General features: G+C 64.0%; 23 protein-coding genes. 6 read left to right on the forward strand and 17 right to left on the reverse strand.

Annotated elements, in window-relative coordinates; genetic code table 11:
* Positions 1–57 precede the first annotated feature (57 nt).
* The 14 genes from JJB74_RS09530 to JJB74_RS09595 form a co-directional block, all read right to left on the reverse strand.
* On the reverse strand, positions 58–444 hold the full coding sequence (locus tag JJB74_RS09530) for a YkvA family protein (protein WP_200591616.1): 387 nt from the start codon (positions 442–444) through the stop codon (positions 58–60).
* A gap of 13 nt (positions 445–457) precedes the next feature.
* Positions 458–1,654: a THUMP domain-containing class I SAM-dependent RNA methyltransferase gene (locus JJB74_RS09535; protein ID WP_200591903.1), complete on the reverse strand. Its 1,197-nt coding sequence runs from the start codon at positions 1,652–1,654 to the stop codon at positions 458–460.
* Between the two features lie 82 nt (positions 1,655–1,736).
* A complete protein-coding gene (locus tag JJB74_RS09540; RefSeq protein WP_200591617.1) occupies positions 1,737–2,339 on the reverse strand; it encodes a 2-hydroxychromene-2-carboxylate isomerase in 603 nt (200 codons plus the stop codon).
* A 38-nt stretch (positions 2,340–2,377) separates the two neighbouring features.
* On the reverse strand, positions 2,378–2,800 hold the full coding sequence (locus JJB74_RS09545) for a CopD family protein (RefSeq protein ID WP_200591618.1): 423 nt from the start codon (positions 2,798–2,800) through the stop codon (positions 2,378–2,380).
* 29 nt (positions 2,801–2,829) lie between these two features.
* Entirely contained in the window at positions 2,830–4,101 is a 1,272-nt protein-coding gene (locus JJB74_RS09550; RefSeq protein WP_325170117.1) for a glutamate-5-semialdehyde dehydrogenase, read from the reverse strand.
* A 233-nt stretch (positions 4,102–4,334) separates the two neighbouring features.
* Positions 4,335–5,357, reverse strand: a complete 1,023-nt coding sequence (holA, locus tag JJB74_RS09555) for a DNA polymerase III subunit delta (protein ID WP_200591620.1) — start codon at positions 5,355–5,357, stop codon at positions 4,335–4,337.
* A gap of 1 nt (position 5,358) precedes the next feature.
* Entirely contained in the window at positions 5,359–5,892 is a 534-nt protein-coding gene (locus JJB74_RS09560; protein ID WP_200591621.1) for an LPS-assembly lipoprotein LptE, read from the reverse strand.
* The gene (leuS, locus tag JJB74_RS09565; RefSeq protein ID WP_200591622.1) at positions 5,889–8,567 is read right to left on the reverse strand and encodes a leucine--tRNA ligase; all 2,679 of its coding nucleotides are present in this window, start codon (positions 8,565–8,567) and stop codon (positions 5,889–5,891) included. Before leuS ends, JJB74_RS09560 begins: the two co-directional genes overlap by 4 nt.
* A gap of 215 nt (positions 8,568–8,782) precedes the next feature.
* On the reverse strand, positions 8,783–9,109 hold the full coding sequence (locus tag JJB74_RS09570; RefSeq protein ID WP_200591623.1) for a barstar family protein: 327 nt from the start codon (positions 9,107–9,109) through the stop codon (positions 8,783–8,785).
* A 2-nt stretch (positions 9,110–9,111) separates the two neighbouring features.
* Positions 9,112–9,531: an ExbD/TolR family protein gene (locus JJB74_RS09575; protein WP_200591624.1), complete on the reverse strand. Its 420-nt coding sequence runs from the start codon at positions 9,529–9,531 to the stop codon at positions 9,112–9,114.
* Positions 9,532–9,543: 12 nt separating this feature from the next.
* Complete coding sequence (locus tag JJB74_RS09580; RefSeq protein ID WP_200591625.1) at positions 9,544–10,236, reverse strand: MotA/TolQ/ExbB proton channel family protein; 693 nt, start codon at positions 10,234–10,236, stop codon at positions 9,544–9,546.
* Between the two features lie 12 nt (positions 10,237–10,248).
* Complete coding sequence (locus tag JJB74_RS09585; RefSeq protein WP_200591626.1) at positions 10,249–11,004, reverse strand: energy transducer TonB; 756 nt, start codon at positions 11,002–11,004, stop codon at positions 10,249–10,251.
* A gap of 22 nt (positions 11,005–11,026) precedes the next feature.
* Entirely contained in the window at positions 11,027–11,833 is an 807-nt protein-coding gene (gene dapB / locus JJB74_RS09590; RefSeq protein ID WP_200591627.1) for a 4-hydroxy-tetrahydrodipicolinate reductase, read from the reverse strand.
* Positions 11,830–12,447 (reverse strand): outer membrane protein assembly factor BamE, encoded by a 618-nt coding sequence (locus JJB74_RS09595; protein ID WP_200591628.1) that lies wholly within the window; start codon positions 12,445–12,447, stop codon positions 11,830–11,832. The genes dapB and JJB74_RS09595 overlap by 4 nt, the downstream gene beginning before the upstream one ends.
* 76 nt (positions 12,448–12,523) lie before the next feature.
* On the opposite strand from JJB74_RS09595, the gene fur reads away from it, so the two are divergent.
* Positions 12,524–12,955, forward strand: coding sequence for a ferric iron uptake transcriptional regulator (gene fur / locus JJB74_RS09600; protein ID WP_200591629.1), 432 nt, complete (start codon positions 12,524–12,526; stop codon positions 12,953–12,955).
* Positions 12,956–12,989: 34 nt separating this feature from the next.
* Here fur and JJB74_RS09605 read toward each other — a convergent pair whose 3' ends face one another.
* The 3 genes from JJB74_RS09605 to JJB74_RS09615 are packed head-to-tail and all read right to left on the reverse strand — an operon-like array spanning position 12,990 to position 15,205.
* The gene (locus JJB74_RS09605) at positions 12,990–13,442 is read right to left on the reverse strand and encodes a metallophosphoesterase family protein (RefSeq protein WP_200591630.1); all 453 of its coding nucleotides are present in this window, start codon (positions 13,440–13,442) and stop codon (positions 12,990–12,992) included.
* Positions 13,439–14,464, reverse strand: coding sequence for a heat-inducible transcriptional repressor HrcA (hrcA, locus tag JJB74_RS09610; RefSeq protein ID WP_200591631.1), 1,026 nt, complete (start codon positions 14,462–14,464; stop codon positions 13,439–13,441). Before hrcA ends, JJB74_RS09605 begins: the two co-directional genes overlap by 4 nt.
* Before the next feature lie 9 nt (positions 14,465–14,473).
* Positions 14,474–15,205: an HAD family hydrolase gene (locus tag JJB74_RS09615; protein WP_200591632.1), complete on the reverse strand. Its 732-nt coding sequence runs from the start codon at positions 15,203–15,205 to the stop codon at positions 14,474–14,476.
* A gap of 71 nt (positions 15,206–15,276) precedes the next feature.
* Between JJB74_RS09615 and JJB74_RS09620 the strand changes: the two genes are divergently transcribed.
* The 5 genes from JJB74_RS09620 (at position 15,277) to dnaK (ending at position 21,728) form a co-directional block, all read left to right on the forward strand.
* Positions 15,277–16,194 (forward strand): NAD kinase, encoded by a 918-nt coding sequence (locus tag JJB74_RS09620; protein WP_200591633.1) that lies wholly within the window; start codon positions 15,277–15,279, stop codon positions 16,192–16,194.
* A gap of 78 nt (positions 16,195–16,272) precedes the next feature.
* Entirely contained in the window at positions 16,273–17,925 is a 1,653-nt protein-coding gene (recN, locus tag JJB74_RS09625; RefSeq protein ID WP_200591634.1) for a DNA repair protein RecN, read from the forward strand.
* A complete protein-coding gene (hemH, locus tag JJB74_RS09630; protein ID WP_200591635.1) occupies positions 17,925–19,031 on the forward strand; it encodes a ferrochelatase in 1,107 nt (368 codons plus the stop codon). Before recN ends, hemH begins: the two co-directional genes overlap by 1 nt.
* 104 nt (positions 19,032–19,135) lie before the next feature.
* Positions 19,136–19,681: a nucleotide exchange factor GrpE gene (gene grpE, locus JJB74_RS09635; protein WP_200591636.1), complete on the forward strand. Its 546-nt coding sequence runs from the start codon at positions 19,136–19,138 to the stop codon at positions 19,679–19,681.
* A 91-nt stretch (positions 19,682–19,772) separates the two neighbouring features.
* Positions 19,773–21,728, forward strand: a complete 1,956-nt coding sequence (gene dnaK / locus JJB74_RS09640) for a molecular chaperone DnaK (RefSeq protein WP_200591637.1) — start codon at positions 19,773–19,775, stop codon at positions 21,726–21,728.
* Positions 21,729–21,782 lie beyond the last annotated feature (54 nt).

Here is a 21,782-nt window from a genome sequence, read left to right on the forward strand (position 1 = left end):
GCGGTCGGGGGCGGCGATGCCGGCGCATATCGCGCCAGGCACGCGGCAGCCCGCGTCTCATGCCTGCCACCAGCGCCAGGCGCCATACGCGCCAAGCAGCCAGATCAGCACGATGATTGCCGCGCCCGCATGGCTTTTCGGCCGTTCCCGCTGCGCATCCATCCATGCCTGCGCCTCGGCGCGGCTGCTGTCGACCACATGGGGCGGCAGCAGCCGCAGCGCCAGCCACAGCAGGGCTGGCAGCAGCAGCGCATCGTCGACAAAGCCAAGCACCGGGATGAAATCCGGAATCAGGTCGATAGGACTGAGCGCATACGCCACTGCCACCACGCACAGCAGCCGGGCCAGCCAGGGCGTATCGGGATGACGGCTGGCGAACCACAGCATCAGCGCATCGCGCTTGATGCGCCGCGCCCAGCCGCGAATGGTGTCGACGATGGACAAGACGAACGCTGCCTCAGCCGGCCGGTTTGGCTTCGCGCCGGTTCGAGCCGGCCACCATGTCGAAGCGGAACAGCCGGCATTCGATGGCGCCGTTGTAGAAGGGCGTCTTGCGCGATTCCTTCAGCCGCATCAGCCGCGGCAGGCCGAGGTCGGCGGTGAACAGGAACACTTTCCAGCCGGGAAAGCGTGTCTTGAGCGTGCTGCCGAAGGCGCTGAAGAAGGCCGTGGCAAGCTCGTCCTCGCCAACGCTGCTGTCGCCGCGCACGCCGATGCGCTCGCCATAGGGCGGGTTGGTGATCATGAAACCCGGCAGCTCTGAAGGCGGTTTCACTTCCTGCGCCTCGATCTGCTTCAACGGCACGTCGAACGCAATGCCGGCGCGCTGCAGATTGCTGCGCGCCATTACCACCATGTCGCCGGAAATGTCGCTGCCGAAGATGCTGGGCGCGGCCGGCAGCGGATTCGGCTTGACGCTGCCCTTCAGGGCGCGCCAGGCCGAGGCGTCATGCGCATTGAATTTCTCGAAGGCGAAGGCGCGGCGCGCACCGGGCGGAATGCCGGCCAGCATCTGCGCAGCCTCGGCCAGGATGGTGCCCGAGCCGCACATCGGATCGAACAGCACTTCGCCCGGCTTCCAGCCCGCCACCCGCAACAGGCCCGCGGCCAGGTTCTCGCGCAGCGGCGCGTCGCCCGTGTCGAGCCGCCAGCCGCGCTTGAACAGCGGCTCGCCCGAGGTGTCGAGGTACAGCGTGATGTTGCGCGCATCCAGGAACGCGAAGATGCGCATGTCCGGCGTCCTGGTGTTGACCGACGGCCGCTTGCCGCAGAGGTCGCGGAAGCGGTCGCAGACCGCGTCCTTGATCTTGAGCGTGGTGAACTCCAGGCTTTTCAGCGGCGACTTGATCGCGGTGACGTCGATGCGGATCGTGTGATCCACTTCGAACCAGTCTTCCCAGGGCGCGGCCAGCGCCAGGTCGTAGACATCGTTCTCGTTCAGATAGCTCGATTGCGCAATGCGCAGCAGCGCGCGCGAAGCGATGCGCGAATGCAGGTTGATGCGCCAGGCGTCGTCGATGTGGCCCGAGCAGTGCACGCCGCCGGGCACCTGGTTGTGGATCTTCAGGGTCTTGCTGTCCTGCGCGATCTCGCCGAGTTCCTCGGCCAGCGCGGCTTCGAGGCCGCGCGGGCAGGGGCAGAAATAGGAATACATGGTCATTGGGGGTACCTTTTGTCCGTGGATGAAAAACGATCGAGCGGCGCCGGGCCGCTCGTCTGTGGTGCGTAGCGGTGGTTCAGCCGCGCGCGAAGGCGCGTTCGAGGAAGTCGAGCCGGTCCTGTCCCCAGAACGGCTCGCCTTCGAACACATACCAGGGCGCGCCGAATACGCCGGCGGCGATGGCGTCCTCGGTATTGCGCGCATATTCGGCCGCGACGTCATCGCCCTTCGATGCCGCCAGCAGCGCCGCGCCATCGAGGCCGGCGGCCTGCGCCAGCGCGGCCAGGGTGTCGGGATCGGAAATGTCCTTTTCCTCGGCCCAGATCGCGCGCGAGATCCGGCCCGAAAGCGCCAGCGCCGCATCGACGCCATGCGCCTTGGCCGCGATGATCAGCTTCGCCGCCGGATCGCCAGCCACCGGAAAGAAGCGCGGATGCAGGTTCAGCGGCAGGCCGAGAAAGCTGCTCCAGCGTTCCAGCTCCACCAGCCGGTAAGCCTGGCGCTGCGGCGCACGCTTGGGCAATGGCAATCCGCCCGACTGCGCGAAGACGCGGCCGATATCGAAAGGCTTGATGTCGATCTCCACGCCATGGCGGCGCGCGAGTTCAATAAAGCGCTCGTGGCCCAGATACACATAGGGCGAGGGCGGGGCGACAAAGTAGGCGCAGGTACGGGACATGGCGGGGCTTTCGATATCGGTTTGCACGTTGGGAAGCTTCAGAAGGGCTTGACCACCACAAGGATCACGATGGCCAGCAGCAGCAGCACCGGCACTTCATTGAACCAGCGGTACCAGGCATGGCTGCGCTTGTTGACGCCAGCCTCGAATTTCTTCAGCAGCGAGCCGCAGGCATGGTGATAGCCGATGACCAGGATCACCAGCGCCAGCTTCGCATGCAGCCAGCCGTTGCCGGGGCCTCGCCCGATGCCGTAGCCCAGCCACAGCCACACGCCGAAGATCACCGCCGGCACCGCCAGTATCGTGGTGAAGCGAAACAGCTTCCTGGCCATCAGCAGCAGGCGCGCGGTCGCGACCTCATGCGTTTCCATCGCGAGATTGACGAAGATGCGCGGCAGGTAAAACAGGCCGGCGAACCAGGACGCAATGAAGACGATGTGCAGCGATTTGACCCAGAGCATGGATGCCTTTCCCTATGGTTGGCGCGCGCTTACTGCCGCACTTCGCCGTGGCCGAACACCACGTACTTCAGCGAGGTCAGCCCTTCCAGGCCGACCGGGCCGCGCGCATGCAGCTTGTCGTTGGAAATGCCGATTTCCGCGCCCAGGCCGTATTCGAAGCCGTCGGCGAAGCGGGTGGAGGCATTCACCATCACCGAGGCGGAATCGACTTCGCGCAGAAAGCGCATCGCGCGGCTGTAGTTCTCGGTGATGATGGCGTCGGTGTGCTTGGACGACCAGGTGTTGATATGGGCGATCGCTTCATCCATGTCTGCCACCACCTTCACCGCGAGGATGGGCGCGAGGTATTCGGTACCCCAGTCTTCCTCGGTCGCGCGCGCAAGATGCGGATAGCCTTCGAGGATCGCATGCGCTTCCTCATCGGCGCGCAGTTCGACTTCCTTGGTGCGGTACAGCTCGGCAAGCTGCGGCAGCACTTCCTTGGCGATGCCGCGCGCCACCAGCAGGGTTTCCATCGTATTGCAGGTGCCGTAGCGATGGCATTTGGCATTGAAGGCCACCGGCAGCGCTTTAGCGATATCGGCCTGATCGTCGATATAGACATGGCAGATGCCGTCGAGGTGCTTGATCATCGGCACCCGCGATTCGCGCATCAGGCGCTCGATCAGGCCCTTGCCGCCGCGCGGCACGATCACATCGACGTATTGAGGCATCGTGATCAGTTCGCCGACCGCGGCGCGGTCGGTGGTCTCGACGATCTGAACGCCATCGGCCGGAAGTCCTGCGCCGGCCATGCCTTCCTGCACCAGCTTTGCCAGCGCCTGATTGCAATGGATCGCTTCCGAGCCGCCGCGCAAGATCGTTGCATTGCCGCTCTTGATGCACAGGCCGGCGGCGTCCACGGTCACGTTCGGTCGGGCTTCATAAATGATGCCGATCACACCCAGCGGCACGCGCATCTGGCCGACCTGGATGCCGGTAGGGCGGAATTTCATGTTGCTGATTTCGCCTATCGGGTCCGGCAGCGAAGCGATCTGCTCCAGGCCTTCGGCCATGGTGGCGATGGCCTTTTCCGATAGCGTGAGGCGGTCCAGCATCGCCGCTTCCATGCCGGCTGCGCGTGCGGCGTCGAGGTCGCGTGCATTGGCCGCCTTCAGCGCTTCGGCGTCACGCCGGATCGCGGCCGCGATCAGCAGCAGCGCACGGTTTTTTTCGGCGGTGCCGGCCCGAGCCATGCCGCGCGACGCGGCGCGGGCGCGCTGGCCGACTTCATTCATGTATTGCTTGATGTCCATTTGCATTGCCTTTTCGATTCTTTCGTGGCTTGGCGTCCTTGCCTTGCGTAACGGTGATAACCCAGTCGCGGACTCTTGTGTAGCGACTGCTCCAGCCATGCGCTCCACGATTGATAGACCTGGTGCGCGGTCGAGCAGACCCAAAAAATCTCGGGTCTTCGTAGGGTGGGCGCAGCCCACGCGGTCTGCGGCACGCAAGAAAACGCGTGGGCTGCGCCCACCCTACGAAGACGACATGTTCAGCGTCTGCCTTGCGCGATCTTCAATCCCAGCTGCAGCAGCGCATCCCACGCATCCCCGGAAAAGCCGCGCGGCCTCAGGCCCTTCACCATGCGGTCGATCTGCGCCGCTTCGCGCAGCGCGTCCTTCAGCCAGGGCAGAGGTAGCCTGCGCAGCGCGGCATCGGCCAGGCGCTCGCGCGGACCCCACACCCGGTTTTCCTTCAGCAGCGCCGCCAACGGCTTTCCATCGGCCAATCCCGACTGCAGCTTGATCAGCGTGCGGATCTCCTCGGCCATGGCCCACAGCACCAGTGGCAGCGCTTCGCCTTCGCCCTCCAGGCCTTCGAGCATGCGCACCAGGCGCGCGCAGTCGCCGGCGAGCATCGCTTCGTTAAGCTTGAACACATCATAGCGCGCCACATTCAGCACCGCATCGTGCACCTGCTCGAAGGACAGCCGGCCCGGCGGATACAGCAGCGCCAGCTTCTGCAACTCCTGGTGCGCGGCCAGCAGATTGCCTTCGACGCGTTCAGTGATGAAGTCCAGGCTGTCGCGCTCCGCGCTCTGGCCTTGCGCGGCGAGGCGTGTGCCGATCCAGCCCGGCAATTGCGCGCGTTCGACGCGGCCGATCTCGAGATACACGCCGGCATTCTGCAGCGCCGTGACCCAGGCGGCCTTCTTCGACGCCCAGTCGAGCTCGGGCAGCGTGATGAGCGTGACATTGTCCGGCGACAGCATGCCGACATAGGCTTGCAGCGCCTGGCCGCCATCCTTGCCGGGCTTGCCGGTCGGAATGCGCAGCTCGATGAGCTTGCGGTCGCCAAACAGCGATTGCGACTGGCTGGCCGCTGCCAGCGCGCTCCAGCGAAAGCCGCGCTCGACCGTCATCACCTCGCGCTCGGTGTAGCCGCGCTCGCGCGCGGCGCGGCGGATGCGGTCGGCCGACTCCAGCGCCAGCAGATGCTCGTCGCTGGCGATCACATACAGGGGCGCGAGCGTCTTGCCGAGATGGGCGTCGAGCGCGTCGAGTCGCAGCTGCATCTCAGCCTTGCGCCGGCGGCTGCGGCTTGATCGAGGAGATGCGGCGCAGCACCTGCTGCACCACGTCGCTCTGCATCTCGCGGTACAGCTGCGCTTCCTCGATTTCCTTGGCCAGGGCCTGGTTCTCGTTGTACGGCAGGATGCGCCGCACGGTCACCTGCGAAGTCGGCAGCAGCACGTGGCCGGCGTTGTCGACGACGCGGAAGGAGAAGCGATAGAACAGGTTGAACTCACGCACTCGACCCTGGCTGTTCAGCGACAGCACCTGCTTGTCGCGGCTGTCGGTCAGCGGCTCGAGAATGGCTTCGGCTGCCTTGCGATCATCCACCAGTTGCACCTGATTGACAGCACGCAGATTGCGCCGCAGCTCGACGCCGAGCGGCGACTCCGGCGCGAAGGCGAGATACAGCGTCTTGAACGGCAAAGGCTCCTGCGGTCCGCTGCCGCGCATGTGAAAGCCGCAACCGGACAGTAGACCAGCGACGAGGGCGGCGGCGGCCAGGCGCCGGCCGTGGGAAATGGCAGCTGTCTTCATGCGACGATGTTCACCAGCTTGCCCGGCACGACGATGATCTTCTTCGGCGCGCCCGTGACGAATTTCTGCACGCCCTCGGAAGCCATTGCCGCCGCTTCGATCGCGGCGCGGTCGGCTTCGCGCGGCACGCGAATGCTGCCGCGCAGCTTGCCGTTGACCTGCACCATCAGTTCGATGTCGGCCTGTTCCAGCGCCGCGGCATCGACCTGCGGCCAGGGCGCGTCGAGGATGTCGCCAAAGCTGTTCGCATAGCCGAGCTCCTGCCACAGCACATGGGTGATGTGCGGCGCGACCGGATACAACAGCCGCAGGAAGATCGAGAAGCCTTCATACAGCACCGCGTTCGATGCCGGCTCGTCGGCCAGTTTTGCGCCCTCGAGCAGGTTCAGCAGTTTCATGCAGGCTGAAACCACGGTGTTGTACTGGATGCGGCGGTAATCGTTGTCGGCCTGCTGCAGCACCTTGTGCGTTTCGCGGCGCAGGGTCTTCAGGTTTTCCGGCAAGGTGGCGAAGTCGACCACGGCGGTATGCGCGATGCGGCCCGCGTTCGCTTGGCCGAAGCTCCATACGCGGCGCAGGAAGCGGTTCGCGCCTTCCACGCCCGAGCCCGACCATTCGAGCGTCTGCTCCGGCGGCGCGGCGAACATCGTAAACAGGCGCGCGGTGTCGGCGCCGTACTGGTCGATCTGCGCCTGCGGATCGATGCCGTTGTTCTTCGACTTCGACATCTTCTCGGTGCCGCCGAGCTGCACCGGCTGACCGTCTGCCTTCAGCGTCGCCGATACCGGGCGACCCTTGTCGTCGAAGGCCAGTTCGACTTCCTCGGGGTTGTACCAGGTCTTCTTGCCCGAGGCATCTTCGCGGTAATAGGTTTCGTTGAGCACCATGCCCTGCGTGAGCAGGCGGGTGAAGGGCTCGTCGAACTTGACCAGGCCAAGGTCGCGCATCACCTTGGTCCAGAAGCGCGCATAGAGCAGGTGCAGCACCGCGTGCTCGATGCCGCCGATGTACTGGTCCATCGGCATCCAGTAGTCATTGCGTGCATCGACCATCGCCTCGCTGTTGCCCGGCGAGCAGTAGCGCATGTAGTACCAGGACGAATCGACGAAGGTGTCCATCGTGTCGGTTTCGCGCCGCGCCGGCTTGCCGCATTGCGGGCAATCGACATGCAGGAAGGCTTCGTGCTTGTTCAGCGGATTGCCGCTGCCGTCCGGCACGCAGTCTTCCGGCAGCACTACCGGCAGATCCTTTTCCGGCACTGGCACGTCGCCGCAGGATGCGCAATGGATCATGGGAATCGGCGTGCCCCAGTAACGCTGGCGCGAGATGCCCCAGTCGCGCAGGCGATAGGTCACCTTCTTTTCACCGAGACCCTTGGCGGCGAGGTCGGCAGAGATCGCGTCGACGGCCTGCTGGTAATTCATGCCGTCGTACTTGCCCGAATTGATGCAGCGACCGTTTTCCTTGTCGGCATACCAGTCGTGCCAGGTCTCGTTGGAGAACAGCTTGCCGTCCACATCGATGACCTGCTCGATCGGCAACACGTACTTCTTTGCAAACGCGAAGTCGCGCTCGTCATGTGCCGGCACGCCCATCACTGCGCCTTCGCCGTAGCTCATCAGCACATAGTTGCCAACCCAGACTTCGATGAGCTTGTTCGTCAGCGGATGCTCGACATACATGCCGGTCGGGATGCCCTTCTTTTCCATCGTCGCCATGTCGGCTTCGATGACGCTGCCGCGCTTGCATTCGGCGATGAATTCCGCGACCTCCGGATTCGCGCGCGCGGCCAGTTGCGCCATCGGATGCTCGGCCGCGATCGCGCAGAAGGTCACGCCCTTGATGGTGTCGGCGCGGGTGGTGAACACCCAGAGCTTGCCCTTCAGCGGGAAGTCGCCGGTGTCGGCCGGCAGCGGATGCGTGGTGCTGCCGACTTCGGTCAGGTCATACGGGAAGGCGAAGCGCACGCCGACCGACTTGCCGATCCAGTTCGATTGCATCACGCGCACGCGCTCGGGCCAGCCGGGCAGATCGTTCTCGACGCGTTCGAGCAATTCCTCGGCGTAGTCGGTGATGCGGGCGTAGTACATCGGGATTTCGCGCTTCTCGATCAGCGCGCCCGAGCGCCAGCCGCGGCCGTCGATCACCTGCTCGTTGGCCAGCACGGTCTGGTCCACCGGGTCCCAGTTCACGGTGCCGGTCTTGCGGTAGATGATGCCTTTCTCGAGCATCTTCAGGAACATCCACTGGTTCCACTTGTAGTAATCCGGCTTGCAGGCAGTCATTTCGCGCGACCAGTCGATGGCCAGGCCCATGGACTGCATCTGCTGCTTCATGTACGCGATGTTGGAATACGTCCATTGCGCCGGCGGCACCTTGTTGGCCATCGCCGCATTTTCCGCCGGCATGCCGAAGGCATCCCAACCCATGGGCATCAGCACGTTGTAGCCGCTCATGCGCAGATGGCGGTACATCACGTCATTGATGGTGTAGTTACGCACATGGCCCATGTGCAGCTTGCCGGACGGGTAGGGCAGCATCGAGCAGGCATAGAACTTCGGCTTCTCGTTACCCTTGCTGTCTTTTGCGTGTTCTACGGCGCGGTAGGCATCGATGGATTGCCAGTGGTCGCGCGCGGCTTGCTCGACCTCGGCGTGACTGTATTTTTCTTGCATGGCGGTGCGGCGAAAGTGGATGTGAACCGGGGATTATACTGGCAGGCCGCTGCGCGGGGTGGGTGGGGAAAGAGGGCGTTTCGAAGCGGTCGGCTCATTAGGCGCTCGGCGCGCATTCCTCGTAGGTTGGGCTGGCAAGCCCAACATCGGGCGCCTGCGGGCCGCGAGCATGTTGGGCTTCCTTCGTCAGCCCAACCTACGCAGCCGCGCCGGGTTCAGGTTTCAATCAAGCGCAACCCCGGCTTCTGCCCGGCATCCGTGATCCGCTCGTTGGCCGCATCGATCAGGGCTTCGAGTGTTTCCAGGATTCGCGGCGTTTTGCTGCGCAAGACATCCGCATGCTGCAGCTCGATCTCCAGCATCTCGCCCGGACCAAGCGCGAAACCGCTCATGCCGTCGCCATCGCGCACGCCGGACAGGCAGTCGACCCAGGCATCGAGATTGGCGCCGTAATACGCCGGAAAGCCGAAGGCGGCCTGCGATTCCCGGTGAAAGGACGGCCAATCGGTGATGCGCCTGCCGTCGAGCGCCACGCGCGCCATCGCTATTTTTCCGTCGGCTGGGTGACGAAGCCGAGCTTGGTCAGGCCATTGTTCTGCGCGGCGGCCATGACCTGCGCGATGACTTCATAGCGCGTTCCCTTGTCGGCGCGCAGCTGCAGCTCGGGCTGCGGCTGCTTCTGTGCAGCAGCCGACATTCTGGCTGCCAGGTCGGCCTGCTCGATCGGCGCATCGTTCCAGTAGATCTTGCCGGCGCCGTCAATGGACAGCGTGATGGTTTCCGGCTTTTCCGGCGCGGGAGCTGCCTGCGCCGCCGGCAAATCCAGCTTCACCGCATGGGTGAACAGCGGCGCGGTGATGATGAAGATCACCAGCAGCACCAGCATCACGTCCACCATCGGCGTGACGTTGATGTCGGACATGGGCGCGCCCTGCTTGTCGTCGTTGAATCCGCCGAATGCCATGGGTTTGTCTCCTTATTTGCCGATGCGGCTGCCGGTGGTCAGATATGCATGCAGATCGTGCGCAAAGGCATCGAGTTCCGCCAGCGTGACGCGGTTGACCCGGGTGAAGGCGTTATAGGCCAGCACCGCGGGAATCGCGACCACCAGGCCGAGCGCTGTCATGATCAGCGCTTCGCCCACGGGGCCTGCGACCTTGTCGATCTGCACCGTGCCGGCCGCGGACACCGCGATCAGCGCATGGTAGATGCCCCAGACGGTGCCGAACAGGCCGACGAAGGGCGCGGTCGAGCCGACCGAGGCCAGCAGCGTCAGGCCGTTCTCGAGCCGCGCCGCGACGCGGTTGATTTGCTGGCGCAGCGTGCGGGTGATCAGCTCGCTCGGGTCGACGCTGGCGTTGAGCGAATTTTCCTGCGCGCGGATGTTGGCCGCTTCCAGGCTTTGCGCGGCCAGGGGCGTATAGACCTGCTCGCTGTCGGCGGCGCGCACCACGTCGATCGCGTCGGCCAGCGTCGGCGCCTTCCAAAAGGCTTCGAGGCTGCCGGCGCTCCTGCGGATACGCCAGGAACTCCAGGCTTTCGCCAGGATGTAGTACCAGCTGATGATGGACATCAGCAGCAGCACATAGGCCACCGCATGCGACACGGCGTCGCCTTGCGCCCAGTAGTGGGCCAGTCCCAGGTTTTGATTCGCGATCGTCGGATTCATGGTGTGCTGTGCTTAATTGCTGAGTTTGAAGTTGATGGGAACGCGGAACCATTCGGTGATCGGCTTGCCGTCCAGCGTGGCCGGATGGAAATGCCAGTTCTGCACCGCGCTTTTCGCCGCGTCGTCGAGCATCGGAAAGCCGCTGGATTGCGCGATCTGGACTTCTCCGGCGCTGCCGTCGGCGCGTACCTGGACCCGCAACATCACCGTGCCTTCCTCGCCGTTGCGTATCGAGCGCGGCGGCTGCACTGGCGGACGGTTGGTGGCGGCATAGCTCGCGGGAATCGATGCGCCCGTGTGCACCGGCGGCGCGGGCGGTGCAGGTGGCGCGGGCGGTGCCACCGGTGCTTCCGGCGCCGGATTCGGCGTCGGCGTCGGCGCGGCTGTCACTGCAGGCGCAGCGGGCGCGGCAGGTGGGGCAGCCGGGACCTGTTCCGGCGACGGCTTGGGCACGTGCTTTGGTACAGCGCGATGCGGCTCGGGCGCCGGTTTCACCGGTCTGGGCGGTGTCTTCTTTTCCGGTGGTGGCTTGGCTGCGACCGGTTTCGGCGGCTCCGCCGGTTTGGGCGCTTCGGCAGGTTTCGGCGGCGCCACCGGCGCGGCAACGGCAGGCGGCGTCGGTGGCAGTAGCGTCACTTCGATCGGCACGGGAGGCGCAACCAATGGTATCGGCGAGTTCGCACGGTAGCGCAGCGTCATGAAGGCCCCGCCATGGATCAGCAGGGACAAAAGGAGCGCTGCCGACAGACGTCGTGATGGCGCAGGCATCGAAACCTACACCGCCGCGTCGTCAGCGCAGGCCCAGGACATCCTGCATGTCGAACAGTCCACGCTCGCGCTCGGCGAGGAAACGCGCCGCGCGCAGGCTGCCGCTGGCATAGCTGGCGCGGCTGGACGACTTGTGGCTGATCTCGATGCGCTCGCCGATGCCGGCGAACAGCACCGTGTGGTCGCCGACGATGTCGCCGCCGCGTATCGTCGCGAAGCCGATCGAGGACGGGTCGCGCGGACCGGTGACGCCTTCGCGCGCGAACACGCCGACTTCGTTCAGGTCGCGGCCGAGCGCCTTTGCGACGACTTCGCCCATCTGCAGCGCGGTGCCCGACGGCGCATCGACCTTGTGCCGATGGTGCGCCTCGATGATTTCGATGTCGTAGCCTTCGGAGAAATTCTTCGCGGCCAGTTCGAGCAGCTTCATCGTCACGTTCACGCCGACGCTCATGTTCGGCGCGAACACGATGGCGATCTTCTCGGCGGCGGCGGCGATGGCGGCCTTGCCGGCGGCGTCGAAGCCGGTGGTGCCGATGATCATCTTGATGCCGTGCGCGGCGCAGTATTCCAGGTGCGCGAGCGTGCCTTCGGGGCGGGTGAAGTCGATCAGGTATTGCGCGTCGGCCAGGGCCGTGGCGAAGTCCGAGGCGATTTTCACGCCGCTGTCATGGCCGAGGAAGGCGGCGGCGTCGGTGCCGATGCCGATGGAGCCGGGCACATCGAGCGCGCCGGCGAGTTGTGCATCGGCATCGTTGCGGATGGCTTCGATCAGCATGCGACCCATCCGGCCGGAAGCGCCGGCGACTGCGATTTTCATAGGATTCATGGTTGAGCTGTTGCGGGGGTGCGGGTATCGGCGGCGGGAGACGGCGTCGCTTCCGCGGCCGGCTTGGCGTCGCCTTTCTTCTGCTTTTCACCGGCGATGCGCGACAGGTAATCGGCTTCGGTCGGCAGGTCGCCGCCGACGATGCGCGTCAGGCGGTTGTCTTCGAAATACAGCGTGACGCGGCTCGCGGTGGTTTCGCCATTGCCCTTGCGGATGCGGAACGGGTAATCCCAGCGGTTCGCATGGAAGACGTCGGTCAGCAGCGGCGTGCCGAGGATGAAACGCACCTGGTCCTGGCTCATGCCTTCGCGCAGCTGCGAAATCATTTCGCGGGAAACGAAGTTGCCTTGCTGGATGTCGGGACGGTAAGGGCGGAGAAAGCCGAGGAAAGGTTTGTCGCGCGTGGTTTGCACGGTGTCGTGGTCGGACGAGGTCGGCACCGAGGCCGGAGCCGCGGCCTGTGCCTTCGGCGCTTCGCTGCGGGTCGCAACTTGCGGATCATCGATCAGCGGATTTTTCGATGCGCAGCCTGCCAGGCAAGCCGCGAACAGCACGCACAGCGCACCTGAAGCAGGCGCCGGCAGACGGCCGGAGCGGGGAAACAGCAGACGCATAGGGAAATCTCAGTCGATTGAGCGAGGTGGTCAAACGCTATATGATAAAGCAGTTCATCTGCATCCGAGCAATTTCATGCCCAACAACTCCTCCGATCTGAAAGCCAGCGGTCTCAAGGCGACCCTGCCGCGCTTGAAGATTCTCGAGATTTTTCAGAACAGCACGGTGCGCCACCTGAGCGCCGAAGACGTGTACAAGATCCTCCTGGCCGAAAACATGGATGTCGGCCTGGCCACCGTGTATCGGGTGCTGACGCAGTTCGAACAGGCCGGCTTGTTGAGCCGCAATCATTTCGAGTCGGGCAAGGCGGTGTTCGAGCTCAACGAGGGCTCGCATCATGACCATCTGGTATGCCTGGATTGCGGACTGGTGGAGGAATTCTTCGATGCGGAAATCGAGGCGAGGCAGCAGAACGTTGCGCTGGAACGCGGCTTCAAGCTGACCGAACATGCGCTGGCCCTGTATGCGCATTGCACGAAGACAGATTGCCCGCATCGTCACAGATAGCCGCAACAGCCGATATCGCTGCCGCCGGCAAAGCTCAAATCTGCAGTTCCACGATCGTCGCGGCAACGGTGCCGGCATGGATTTCCAGGATTGCCACGCTCACCGGCAACTTGAAGCGCCGCGGGCCGGCGCTGCCGGGATTGACGTACAGCACGCCCTCTCTTTCCGCCACCTGCGGCTTGTGTGAATGACCGGCGATCACCACCCGCGCGGCGGGAATCTCGCGGCGCAATTCCTTCACATCGTGCAGCAGCAGGATGTCGATGCCGTCGAAATGCAGCGTTTGCCGCTCGGGGATATCCCGCGCCCAAGCGCCGTTGTCGTTGTTGCCGCGCACCGCGTCGACCGGCGCAATCCGCGCCAGCGCGTCGAGTATGTCCATGTTGCCGATGTCGCCGGCATGGATGATGCGTTCAACACCCTGCAAGGCTTCCAGCGCCTGCGGCCGCAGCAGGCCATGGGTGTCGGAAATCAGGCCGATTTTCATCCGTTGTGGCTCAGTGCGTTCGACAGCAGCTTGGCGGTGATGTCAACGATCGGAATTACCCGCTCATACGCCATGCGCGTCGGTCCGATCACGCCCAGCGTGCCGACCACCTTGCCGTTGACGTCATAGGGCGCGGCGACCACGCTCATTTCCTCCACCGGCACGAGTTGCGATTCGCCGCCGATGAAGATCTGCACGCCGCTGGCCTTGGACGATACGTCGAGCAGGCGCATCAGGCCGGTTTTCTGCTCAAACATGTCGAACAGCTTGCGCAGCGAGCTCATGTTCGAGGAAAGATCGGTCACCGCCAGCAGATTGCGTTCGCCGGAAATGACGACTTCGTCATTGTCCTCGGTCATGGCGTCGCTGCCGGCTTCCACGGCGGCCTGCATCAGGGCCGTCATGTCATCGCGCAGCTGGCGCAGTTCGGCCTGCAGCCTGAGCTTCACGTCGTCGAAACTCAGGCCGCCGTAATGCAGGTTGATGTAGTTGGCCGCTTCGATGAGCTGGGTGCGGGTGTAGTCAACGTCGGTCAGCAGCAGCCGGTTCTGCACTTCGCCGTTCGGCGCCACGATGACCAGAAGCACCCGCTTTTCCGACAGCCGCAGGAATTCAACCTGCTGAAACACCGATTCCCGCCGCGGGGTCACCACCACGCCAGCAAATTGCGACAGCGAGGACAGCACCTGCGCGGCATTGGAAAGGATGCGCTGCTGCGATGGGCTTTGTCTGCCAGGCTGCAGCTTGAATCCGACCGTGGTTTCATCGATCGTCTGCACCGTGAGCAGGGTGTCGACGAACATGCGGTAGCCGCGCGGCGTCGGGATGCGGCCGGCTGAGGTGTGCGGACTGGCGACCAGCCCCATTTCCTCGAGGTCGGCCATGATGTTGCGTATGGTCGCAGGGGAGAGGTCCAGGCCGGATATTTTCGACAAGGCGCGAGAACCAACCGGCTGCCCTTCGGCGATATACCGCTCCACCAAGGCCTTCAGCAAAGTTTGTGCGCGATGATCGAGTTGCATTTGCGTTAATCAATCCTGTAGAACGGTTCGGGCGGGGCCCATCATACTGTCGTCCAGCCATTGCTCCAATTCAATCAGGCTGCCGCAAGTGGCATCCGGTCGAATGTGCTCGGGCATGTTGCGCGACGGCAGCATTTCCAGGCGTTTCAGCCAGACGGCGCGCAGCCCCGCCTTTTGCGCGCCTTCGACGTCGAGCAGAGGATCGTCACCGACATAGACTGCTTCTTCCGGCGCTACGCCCAGCGCTTCGCAACCGGCATGAAAGATCGCCGGATCCGGCTTGGCAGTGCCGAAGCGGTGCGCCGCCACCGACGCCTTGAAATAATGCGCCATGCCTATCGTTTCCAGATCGGCTACGCCGTTGGAGATCGAACCGAGCAGGAGTCTGCCGCGAAGGCGATCCAACACCGGATGCACATCCGGAAAGGGCGTCACCTCGTTGCGCGCGGCGGAAAATACGGCCATCGCCGCTTCGACCAGCCTCCCATCCTCACCGCACTGATGAAAATGTTGTGTCAGAACCGCGTGCCGCAGCGCCGCCAGGTCGATCGCATAACGCGGTTCGGCGCGCATCAGTGCGAGTCGGCGCCGGCGCATCTCATCGATACTGTAGCCGGTTACCGCACGCGGTGCATGGATATGGATCCATTCCTGCAGCAATGTTTCCGCGCGAGAAATGACGGGAACGATAGGCCAGAGCGTATCGTCAAGATCGAACAGGATTGCCTTGATTGCCGCCATGTTTGTCAAATATTTAAGAATTCAAGCCGGCGTGCGCCGCGTTTCCGGGGAATTATGGTCTAATCTCGCGCATGTCGCCCCAACCGCTTCCCTCCCGGCCGATGCACTTCAAGAAAATCGCGATCATAGGCAAACCCGGCGCGATCGGCATCGCCGAATCCCTGACCCAACTGGCCGCATTCCTGAAGGGCGCCGGCATAGAAGTGGTGCTGGAAGCCGAAACTGCAAGCAATATCGAACTGCCGCATGTCCCTGCCGCAAGTGCTGACGAGATCGGCCGGCAAGCCGACGCGGCAATCGTCGTCGGCGGCGACGGCACCATGCTCGGCATCGCGCGCCGGCTGGCGCCGTTCAATGTGCCGCTGATCGGCATCAACCAGGGCCGGCTCGGTTTCATGACCGACATCCCGGCCGAAGGCATGCTGCCGCTGCTGGAGGAAATGCTGGCCGGGCAGATGGAATCCGAGCAGCGCAGCCTGCTCGAGGGCGTGGTGATCCGCGACGGCGTCGAAATCTTTCATGGCCTGGCCTTCAACGATGTAGTGGTGGCGCGCGGCGCCGGCTCGGGCATGGTCGAGCTGCGCGTCGAGGTCGACGGTCGCTTCATGTACAACCAGCGCTCGGACGGCCTGATCATTTCCACGCCGACCGGTTCCACCGCCTATGCGCTGTCGGCCGGCGGTCCGCTGCTGCATCCGTCGCTGTCGGGCATGGTGCTGGTGCCGATCGCGCCGCATGCGCTGTCGAACCGGCCGATCGTACTACCGGATTCCTGCGCGATCCGCGTCGAGGTCATCGCCGGGCGCGACTGCAGCATCAATTTCGACATGCAGTCGCTGGCCAGCCTTGCGCACCATGATTGCATCCTGATCCGGCGTTCCGGGCATGCCGCCACCTTCCTGCATCCGCGCGGCTGGAGCTACTACAGTACCCTGCGGGAAAAGTTGCACTGGAACGAATATCCTTCGGTCGAAGGTCAGTTAAAATAAGCGCCCGGTCGCGTTCGCGAACTGATACTGATCCGCAAGCCGGCACCCTCCGGGCAAGTTTCCTTCTCTCCCTTTCAGATGCTGCGCACACTTTCCATACACGATTTTGTCATCGTCGACGCGATTGAACTCGAGCTAGGTTCCGGCTTCACGGTGTTCACCGGGGAAACCGGCGCCGGCAAGTCGATTTTGATCGATGCGCTGGCATTGGCGCTGGGCGGCCGCGGCGACGCCAGCGTGGTGCGCGAAGGCGCGGCCAAGGCCGACATCAGCGCGGAATTCTCGCTTTCCCCCGACTCCCAGGCCTGGCTGCAAACCAATGAATTCGACGCCGACGAAGGCAGCGTGCTGCTGCGCCGGGTGATCGACAATGCCGGCCGCTCCAAGGCCTACATCAACGGCGTGGCTGCCACCGCGACCCAATTGCGCGACCTCGGCGAACTGCTCGTCGACATCCACGGCCAGCATGCGCACCAATCCTTGCTGAAAGCCGATGCGCAGCGCGCGCTGCTCGACAGCCAGGCTGGCCTGGCCGACGACGCCAAGGCCGTGGCTGCGGCATTTCGCGCCTGGCGTACGCTGGCGCGGCAGCGCGAGGAATTCGAAGCCGATGCGAAAAAGGTGCTGCTCGAGCGCGAGCGGCTCGAATGGCAGGTCGCCGAGCTCGAGAAGCTCGCGGTCAAGCCGGGCGAATGGGCCGATATCAGCAATGAGCACAGCCGGCTGTCGCATGCGGCCAGCCTGATCGAAGGCGCGCAGGAAGCGCTGTCGGCGATTTCCGAGACTGACGAGCATCCGATCCTGAAGCAGCTGTCGGCGATCAATGGCCGCATCAACAAGCTGGTCGATGTCGACGATGGCTTAAAGCCGGTGCTCGAAGCGCTGGAGCCGGCGCAGATCCAGCTGCAGGAAGCGGTGTATGCGCTCAACGATTACCTGTCCCGCGTCGAACTCGATCCAGACCGGCTGCGCACCGTCGAGGAACGCATGGAAGCGATCCATTCCACCGCGCGCAAATACCATGTCGACCCGGACGATTTGCCGAAAGAGCTGGAAACCCTGTCGGCGCAGCTGCAGCAGCTCGCCGACGCTTCCGATCTCGACGCGATGCGCGCGCAGGAAGACAAGCTGAAGAAGGAATATCTGGCGCTGGCGCAGAAGCTGTCGAAGGCGCGCGCCGCCGCGGCCGATCGCCTGGGCAGCGCCGTCACTGAAGCGATGCAGGACCTGTCGATGTCGGGCGGGCGCTTCGCAGTCGGGCTGAATGCCTGCGAGCCGGCCGCTTATGGCCTGGAGCAGGTGGAATTCCTGGTTGCCGGTCATGCCGGCAGCGTGCCGCGGCCGCTGGCCAAGGTCGCGTCAGGCGGTGAACTGGCGCGCATTGCGCTGGCGATCTCGGTGATCACGTCCAGCGCCACGTCGACGCCGACGCTGATCTTCGACGAGGTCGACACCGGCATCGGCGGCGGCGTGGCCGAGGTCGTCGGACGGCTGCTGAAGCGTCTCGGCGGCGAGCACCAGGTGCTGTGCGTGACCCACCTGCCGCAGGTCGCCAGCCAGGGCAATCAGCATTTCCAGGTGCGCAAGGCCACCGGCACCAATGGCAAGACGGTGTCGCGCATCGAGCCGCTGGATGCGAAGGCGCGCATCGAGGAAGTCGCCCGCATGCTTGGCGGCATCGAGATCACCGCTACCACCCGCAAGCATGCGCGGGAACTGCTGGCATCGTGATGCGCTACCAGACCGAACCCGCCCATCGCCATGGCCAGATCGGTGGCACCGCCATCGTGCTGGCCAACCTCGGCACGCCCGACGCGCCTACCGCCGCCGCAGTGCGGCCATACCTGAAGGAATTCCTGTCGGACCCGCGCGTGGTCGAGATTCCGAAGGCGGTCTGGTGGTTCATCCTGAACGGCGTGATCCTGCCGTTCCGCTCCAAGGCGTCGGCAAAGAAATATGCGTCGATCTGGAGCCCCGATGGTTCGCCGCTGCTGGTGCACACCGTGCGCCAGGCGTCGCTGCTGCAGGGTTCCCTGGGCGAGCGCGGCCATCGCGTGAAGGTCGTGCCGGCCATGCGTTACGGCAAACCGGCGCTGCCCGCGGTGCTGAAGGCGCTGAAGGAGGAGGGCTTTGGCCGCATCCTGCTGCTGCCGGCTTATCCGCAATATTCCGGCACCACCACCGCATCGATGTGGGACGCGGTCTTCAGCCACTACGCCACGGTGCGCAACATCCCCGAGCTGCGCTTCGTACGCAACTACCATGACGACCCCGGCTATATCGAAGCGCTGCGCCAGTCGGTGCTGCGGCACTGGGAGGTTGACGGTCGTGGCGAAAAGCTCGTGATGAGCTTTCACGGCGTGCCCAAGCGCACGCTGATGCTGGGCGACCCCTACCACTGCGAATGCCACAAGACGGCGCGTCTTCTGGCCACCGCGCTCGGCCTGTCCGACGATCAATATCTGGTGACCTTCCAGTCGCGCTTCGGCAAGGCCGAATGGCTGCAGCCCTACACCGCGCCGACGCTGCAGCGTCTGGCGAAAGAAGGCGTCAAGCGCGTGGACGTGATGTGCCCCGGCTTTACCAGCGATTGCCTGGAAACGCTCGAGGAAATCGACATGGAAGTCAAAAGCGATTTCCTTACCCATGGTGGCGCCGAATACCGCTACATCCCCTGCCTGAATGAATCGCCGGCCTGGATTGCCGCGCTGGCAGGCATCGCCGAGCGCCACCTGCAAGGCTGGCCGACGCAGGAAGCCGGCGCCGAACTGGCGCACCGGCGCGGCGACGCTGAAATCGGCGCCGCGCGGGCGCAGGCCATGGGCGCGCCGCGTTGAATTTCTGATGCGACTTCTGCAAACGCGGGCCTTGAAATGCCCGGTGCTATCCCCACTTGCGGCGAGTGGTTAATTCACCAACCCGATTTCAGCCGGAGTTATTTATGCAAGACGAACAGAACAACAATCTGCAGGACGAAGCCGCGTCCGGCGCCGCCGCAGCTGCCGAGGGCGCTCAGGGTGCCGAGACTGCCGAAGACAGGCTGGCGAGCGCGGAAGCCAAGCTCGCCGAGATGCAGGACGCCTTCCTGCGCGCCAAGGCCGACACGGAAAACATCCGCCGCCGCGCCCAGGAAGACATCGCCAAGGCGCACAAATTCGCGATCGAAAACTTCGCCGAAGCGCTGGTGCCGGTGAAGGACAGCCTGGAAATGGCGCTGAAAGTCGAATCCCCCACGATCGAATCCCTGAAGGAAGGCGTGGAAATGACGCTGAAGCAGCTTGCCTCGGCCTTCGAAAAGAACCGCCTGCTGGAAATCAATCCCGCCCAGGGAGAAAAGCTGGACCCGATGAAGCACCAGGCCATTTCCATGGTGCCCGCGGACCAGGACGTCAACACCATCGTCTCCGTGCTGCAGAAGGGCTACACCATCGCCGACCGCCTGCTGCGTCCGGCGCTGGTGACCGTGTCGCAGCAAAAGGGTTCCTGAAGCTTCCCGGCCTTCTTGAAAGAGCCAGCTTTCTCCACATATAGGCAGCAACGGACTTTTCGTCTAACCGAACAATCAAGGGATAAACATCATGGGCAAAATCATTGGTATCGACCTGGGAACGACCAACTCCTGCGTCGCCGTCATGGAAGGCGGTCAACCCAAGGTCATTGAAAACTCCGAAGGCGCGCGCACCACGCCTTCCATCGTTGCTTACCTGGAAGACGGCGAAATCATCGTCGGCGCTCCCGCGAAGCGCCAGGCCGTCACCAATCCGAAGAACACGCTGTACGCCGTCAAGCGCCTGATCGGTCGCAAGTTCAAAGAGAAGGAAGTGCAGAAGGACATCGGCCTGATGCCTTACCAGATCGTCGAAGCCGACAACGGCGACGCCTGGGTTGGCGTGCGCGACAAGAAGCTCGCGCCGCCGCAAGTGTCCGCCGAAGTGCTGCGCAAGATGAAGAAGACCGCCGAAGACTATCTCGGCGAGGAAGTCACCGAAGCCGTGATCACCGTGCCGGCTTACTTCAATGACTCGCAGCGCCAGGCGACCAAGGACGCCGGCCGCATCGCCGGCCTGGAAGTCAAGCGCATCATCAACGAGCCGACCGCGGCCGCGCTGGCCTTCGGCCTGGACAAGAGCGAACGGGGCGACCGCAAGATCGCGGTGTATGACCTCGGCGGCGGTACCTTCGACATCTCGATCATCGAGATCGCGGACGTCGACGGCGAAATGCAGTTCGAAGTGCTGTCCACCAACGGCGACACCTTCCTCGGTGGTGAAGACTTCGACCAGCGCATCATCGATTACATCATCGACGAATTCCGCAAGATCAACGGCCTGGACCTGTCCAAGGACCCGATCGCGCTGCAGCGGATCAAGGCTTCCGCCGAGCGCGCCAAGATCGAGCTGTCCTCGTCGCAGCAGACCGAAATCAACGAGCCGTACATCGCCATGGCCAACGGCGCGCCGGTCCACCTGAACCTGAAGATCACCCGCGCCAAGCTGGAATCGCTGGTCGAGGAACTGATCGAGCGCACCATCGAACCGTGCCGCACCGCGATCAAGGATGCCGGCGTGAAGGTCTCGGACATCAATGACGTGATCCTGGTCGGCGGCATGACCCGCATGCCGAAGGTGCAGGAGAAGGTGAAGGAATTCTTCGGCCGCGATCCGCGCAAGGACGTGAACCCGGACGAAGCGGTGGCCGTGGGCGCCGCGATCCAGGGCTCGGTGCTGTCGGGCGACCGCAAGGACGTGCTGCTGCTGGACGTGACGCCGCTGTCGCTGGGTATTGAAACCCTGGGCGGCGTGATGACCAAGATGATCCAGAAGAACACCACGATCCCGACCAAGTTCAGCCAGGTGTTCTCGACTGCCGAGGACAACCAGCCGGCGGTGACGATCAAGGTGTACCAGGGCGAGCGCGAAATGGCGGCCGGCAACAAGGCGCTGGGCGAGTTCAACCTCGAAGGCATTCCGCCGTCGCCGCGCGGCACGCCGCAGATCGAAGTCACCTTCGACATCGACGCCAACGGCATCCTGCACGTGAGCGCGAAGGACAAGGCGTCCGGCAAGGAAAACAAGATCACGATCAAGGCCAACTCGGGCTTGAACGAAGAAGAGATCCAGCGCATGGTGCGCGACGCCGAAGCCAATGCGGCCGAGGACAAGCGCCTGAAGGAGCTGACCGAAGCGCGCAACCAGGGCGATGCGCTGGTGCATGCAACCCGCAAGTCGCTCTCCGAGTATGGCGACAAGCTCGATGGCGGCGAGAAGGAAAAGATCGAAGCCGCGATCAAGGATCTCGAAGCGTCGCTCAAGGGCAACGACAAGGCCGACATCGACGAGAAGGTTGCAGCACTGTCGACCGCGGCGCAAAAGCTCGGCGAGAAGATGTATGCCGATGCGCAGGCGCAGCAGGCCGCAGGTGCCGGCGCAGCAGGTGCGGGAGCCGGTGCGGCAGGCGGCGCAGGAGCCTCCGAGTCGCGTCCGCGTGAAGACGATGTGGTCGACGCGGACTTCAAGGAAGTCAAAGACAAATAATGAGCATCACGCGGGATAAAGCCGCGTGATTTCGCCGAGCCGCGAGTCCACCGA

The organism is Noviherbaspirillum pedocola (genome assembly GCF_016632335.1).
GTDB lineage: Bacteria > Pseudomonadota > Gammaproteobacteria > Burkholderiales > Burkholderiaceae_D > Noviherbaspirillum_A > Noviherbaspirillum_A pedocola.

Bases quoted from the DNA above. Each gene is read 5' to 3' on its own strand.
- JJB74_RS09535 (WP_200591903.1), bottom strand. From the start codon at position 1,654: ATGTATTCCTATTTCTGCCCCTGCCCGCGCGGCCTCGAAGCCGCGCTG.
- JJB74_RS09540 (WP_200591617.1), bottom strand. From the start codon at position 2,339: ATGTCCCGTACCTGCGCCTACTTTGTCGCCCCGCCCTCGCCCTATGTG.
- JJB74_RS09545 (WP_200591618.1), bottom strand. From the start codon at position 2,800: ATGCTCTGGGTCAAATCGCTGCACATCGTCTTCATTGCGTCCTGGTTC.
- JJB74_RS09550 (WP_325170117.1), bottom strand. From the start codon at position 4,101: ATGCAAATGGACATCAAGCAATACATGAATGAAGTCGGCCAGCGCGCC.
- holA (WP_200591620.1), bottom strand. From the start codon at position 5,357: ATGCAGCTGCGACTCGACGCGCTCGACGCCCATCTCGGCAAGACGCTC.
- JJB74_RS09560 (WP_200591621.1), bottom strand. From the start codon at position 5,892: ATGAAGACAGCTGCCATTTCCCACGGCCGGCGCCTGGCCGCCGCCGCC.
- leuS (WP_200591622.1), bottom strand. From the start codon at position 8,567: ATGCAAGAAAAATACAGTCACGCCGAGGTCGAGCAAGCCGCGCGCGAC.
- JJB74_RS09570 (WP_200591623.1), bottom strand. From the start codon at position 9,109: ATGGCGCGCGTGGCGCTCGACGGCAGGCGCATCACCGATTGGCCGTCC.
- JJB74_RS09575 (WP_200591624.1), bottom strand. From the start codon at position 9,531: ATGGCATTCGGCGGATTCAACGACGACAAGCAGGGCGCGCCCATGTCC.
- JJB74_RS09580 (WP_200591625.1), bottom strand. From the start codon at position 10,236: ATGAATCCGACGATCGCGAATCAAAACCTGGGACTGGCCCACTACTGG.
- JJB74_RS09585 (WP_200591626.1), bottom strand. From the start codon at position 11,004: ATGCCTGCGCCATCACGACGTCTGTCGGCAGCGCTCCTTTTGTCCCTG.
- dapB (WP_200591627.1), bottom strand. From the start codon at position 11,833: ATGAATCCTATGAAAATCGCAGTCGCCGGCGCTTCCGGCCGGATGGGT.
- JJB74_RS09595 (WP_200591628.1), bottom strand. From the start codon at position 12,447: ATGCGTCTGCTGTTTCCCCGCTCCGGCCGTCTGCCGGCGCCTGCTTCA.
- fur (WP_200591629.1), top strand. From the start codon at position 12,524: ATGCCCAACAACTCCTCCGATCTGAAAGCCAGCGGTCTCAAGGCGACC.
- JJB74_RS09605 (WP_200591630.1), bottom strand. From the start codon at position 13,442: ATGAAAATCGGCCTGATTTCCGACACCCATGGCCTGCTGCGGCCGCAG.
- hrcA (WP_200591631.1), bottom strand. From the start codon at position 14,464: ATGCAACTCGATCATCGCGCACAAACTTTGCTGAAGGCCTTGGTGGAG.
- JJB74_RS09615 (WP_200591632.1), bottom strand. From the start codon at position 15,205: ATGGCGGCAATCAAGGCAATCCTGTTCGATCTTGACGATACGCTCTGG.
- JJB74_RS09620 (WP_200591633.1), top strand. From the start codon at position 15,277: ATGTCGCCCCAACCGCTTCCCTCCCGGCCGATGCACTTCAAGAAAATC.
- recN (WP_200591634.1), top strand. From the start codon at position 16,273: ATGCTGCGCACACTTTCCATACACGATTTTGTCATCGTCGACGCGATT.
- hemH (WP_200591635.1), top strand. From the start codon at position 17,925: ATGCGCTACCAGACCGAACCCGCCCATCGCCATGGCCAGATCGGTGGC.
- grpE (WP_200591636.1), top strand. From the start codon at position 19,136: ATGCAAGACGAACAGAACAACAATCTGCAGGACGAAGCCGCGTCCGGC.
- dnaK (WP_200591637.1), top strand. From the start codon at position 19,773: ATGGGCAAAATCATTGGTATCGACCTGGGAACGACCAACTCCTGCGTC.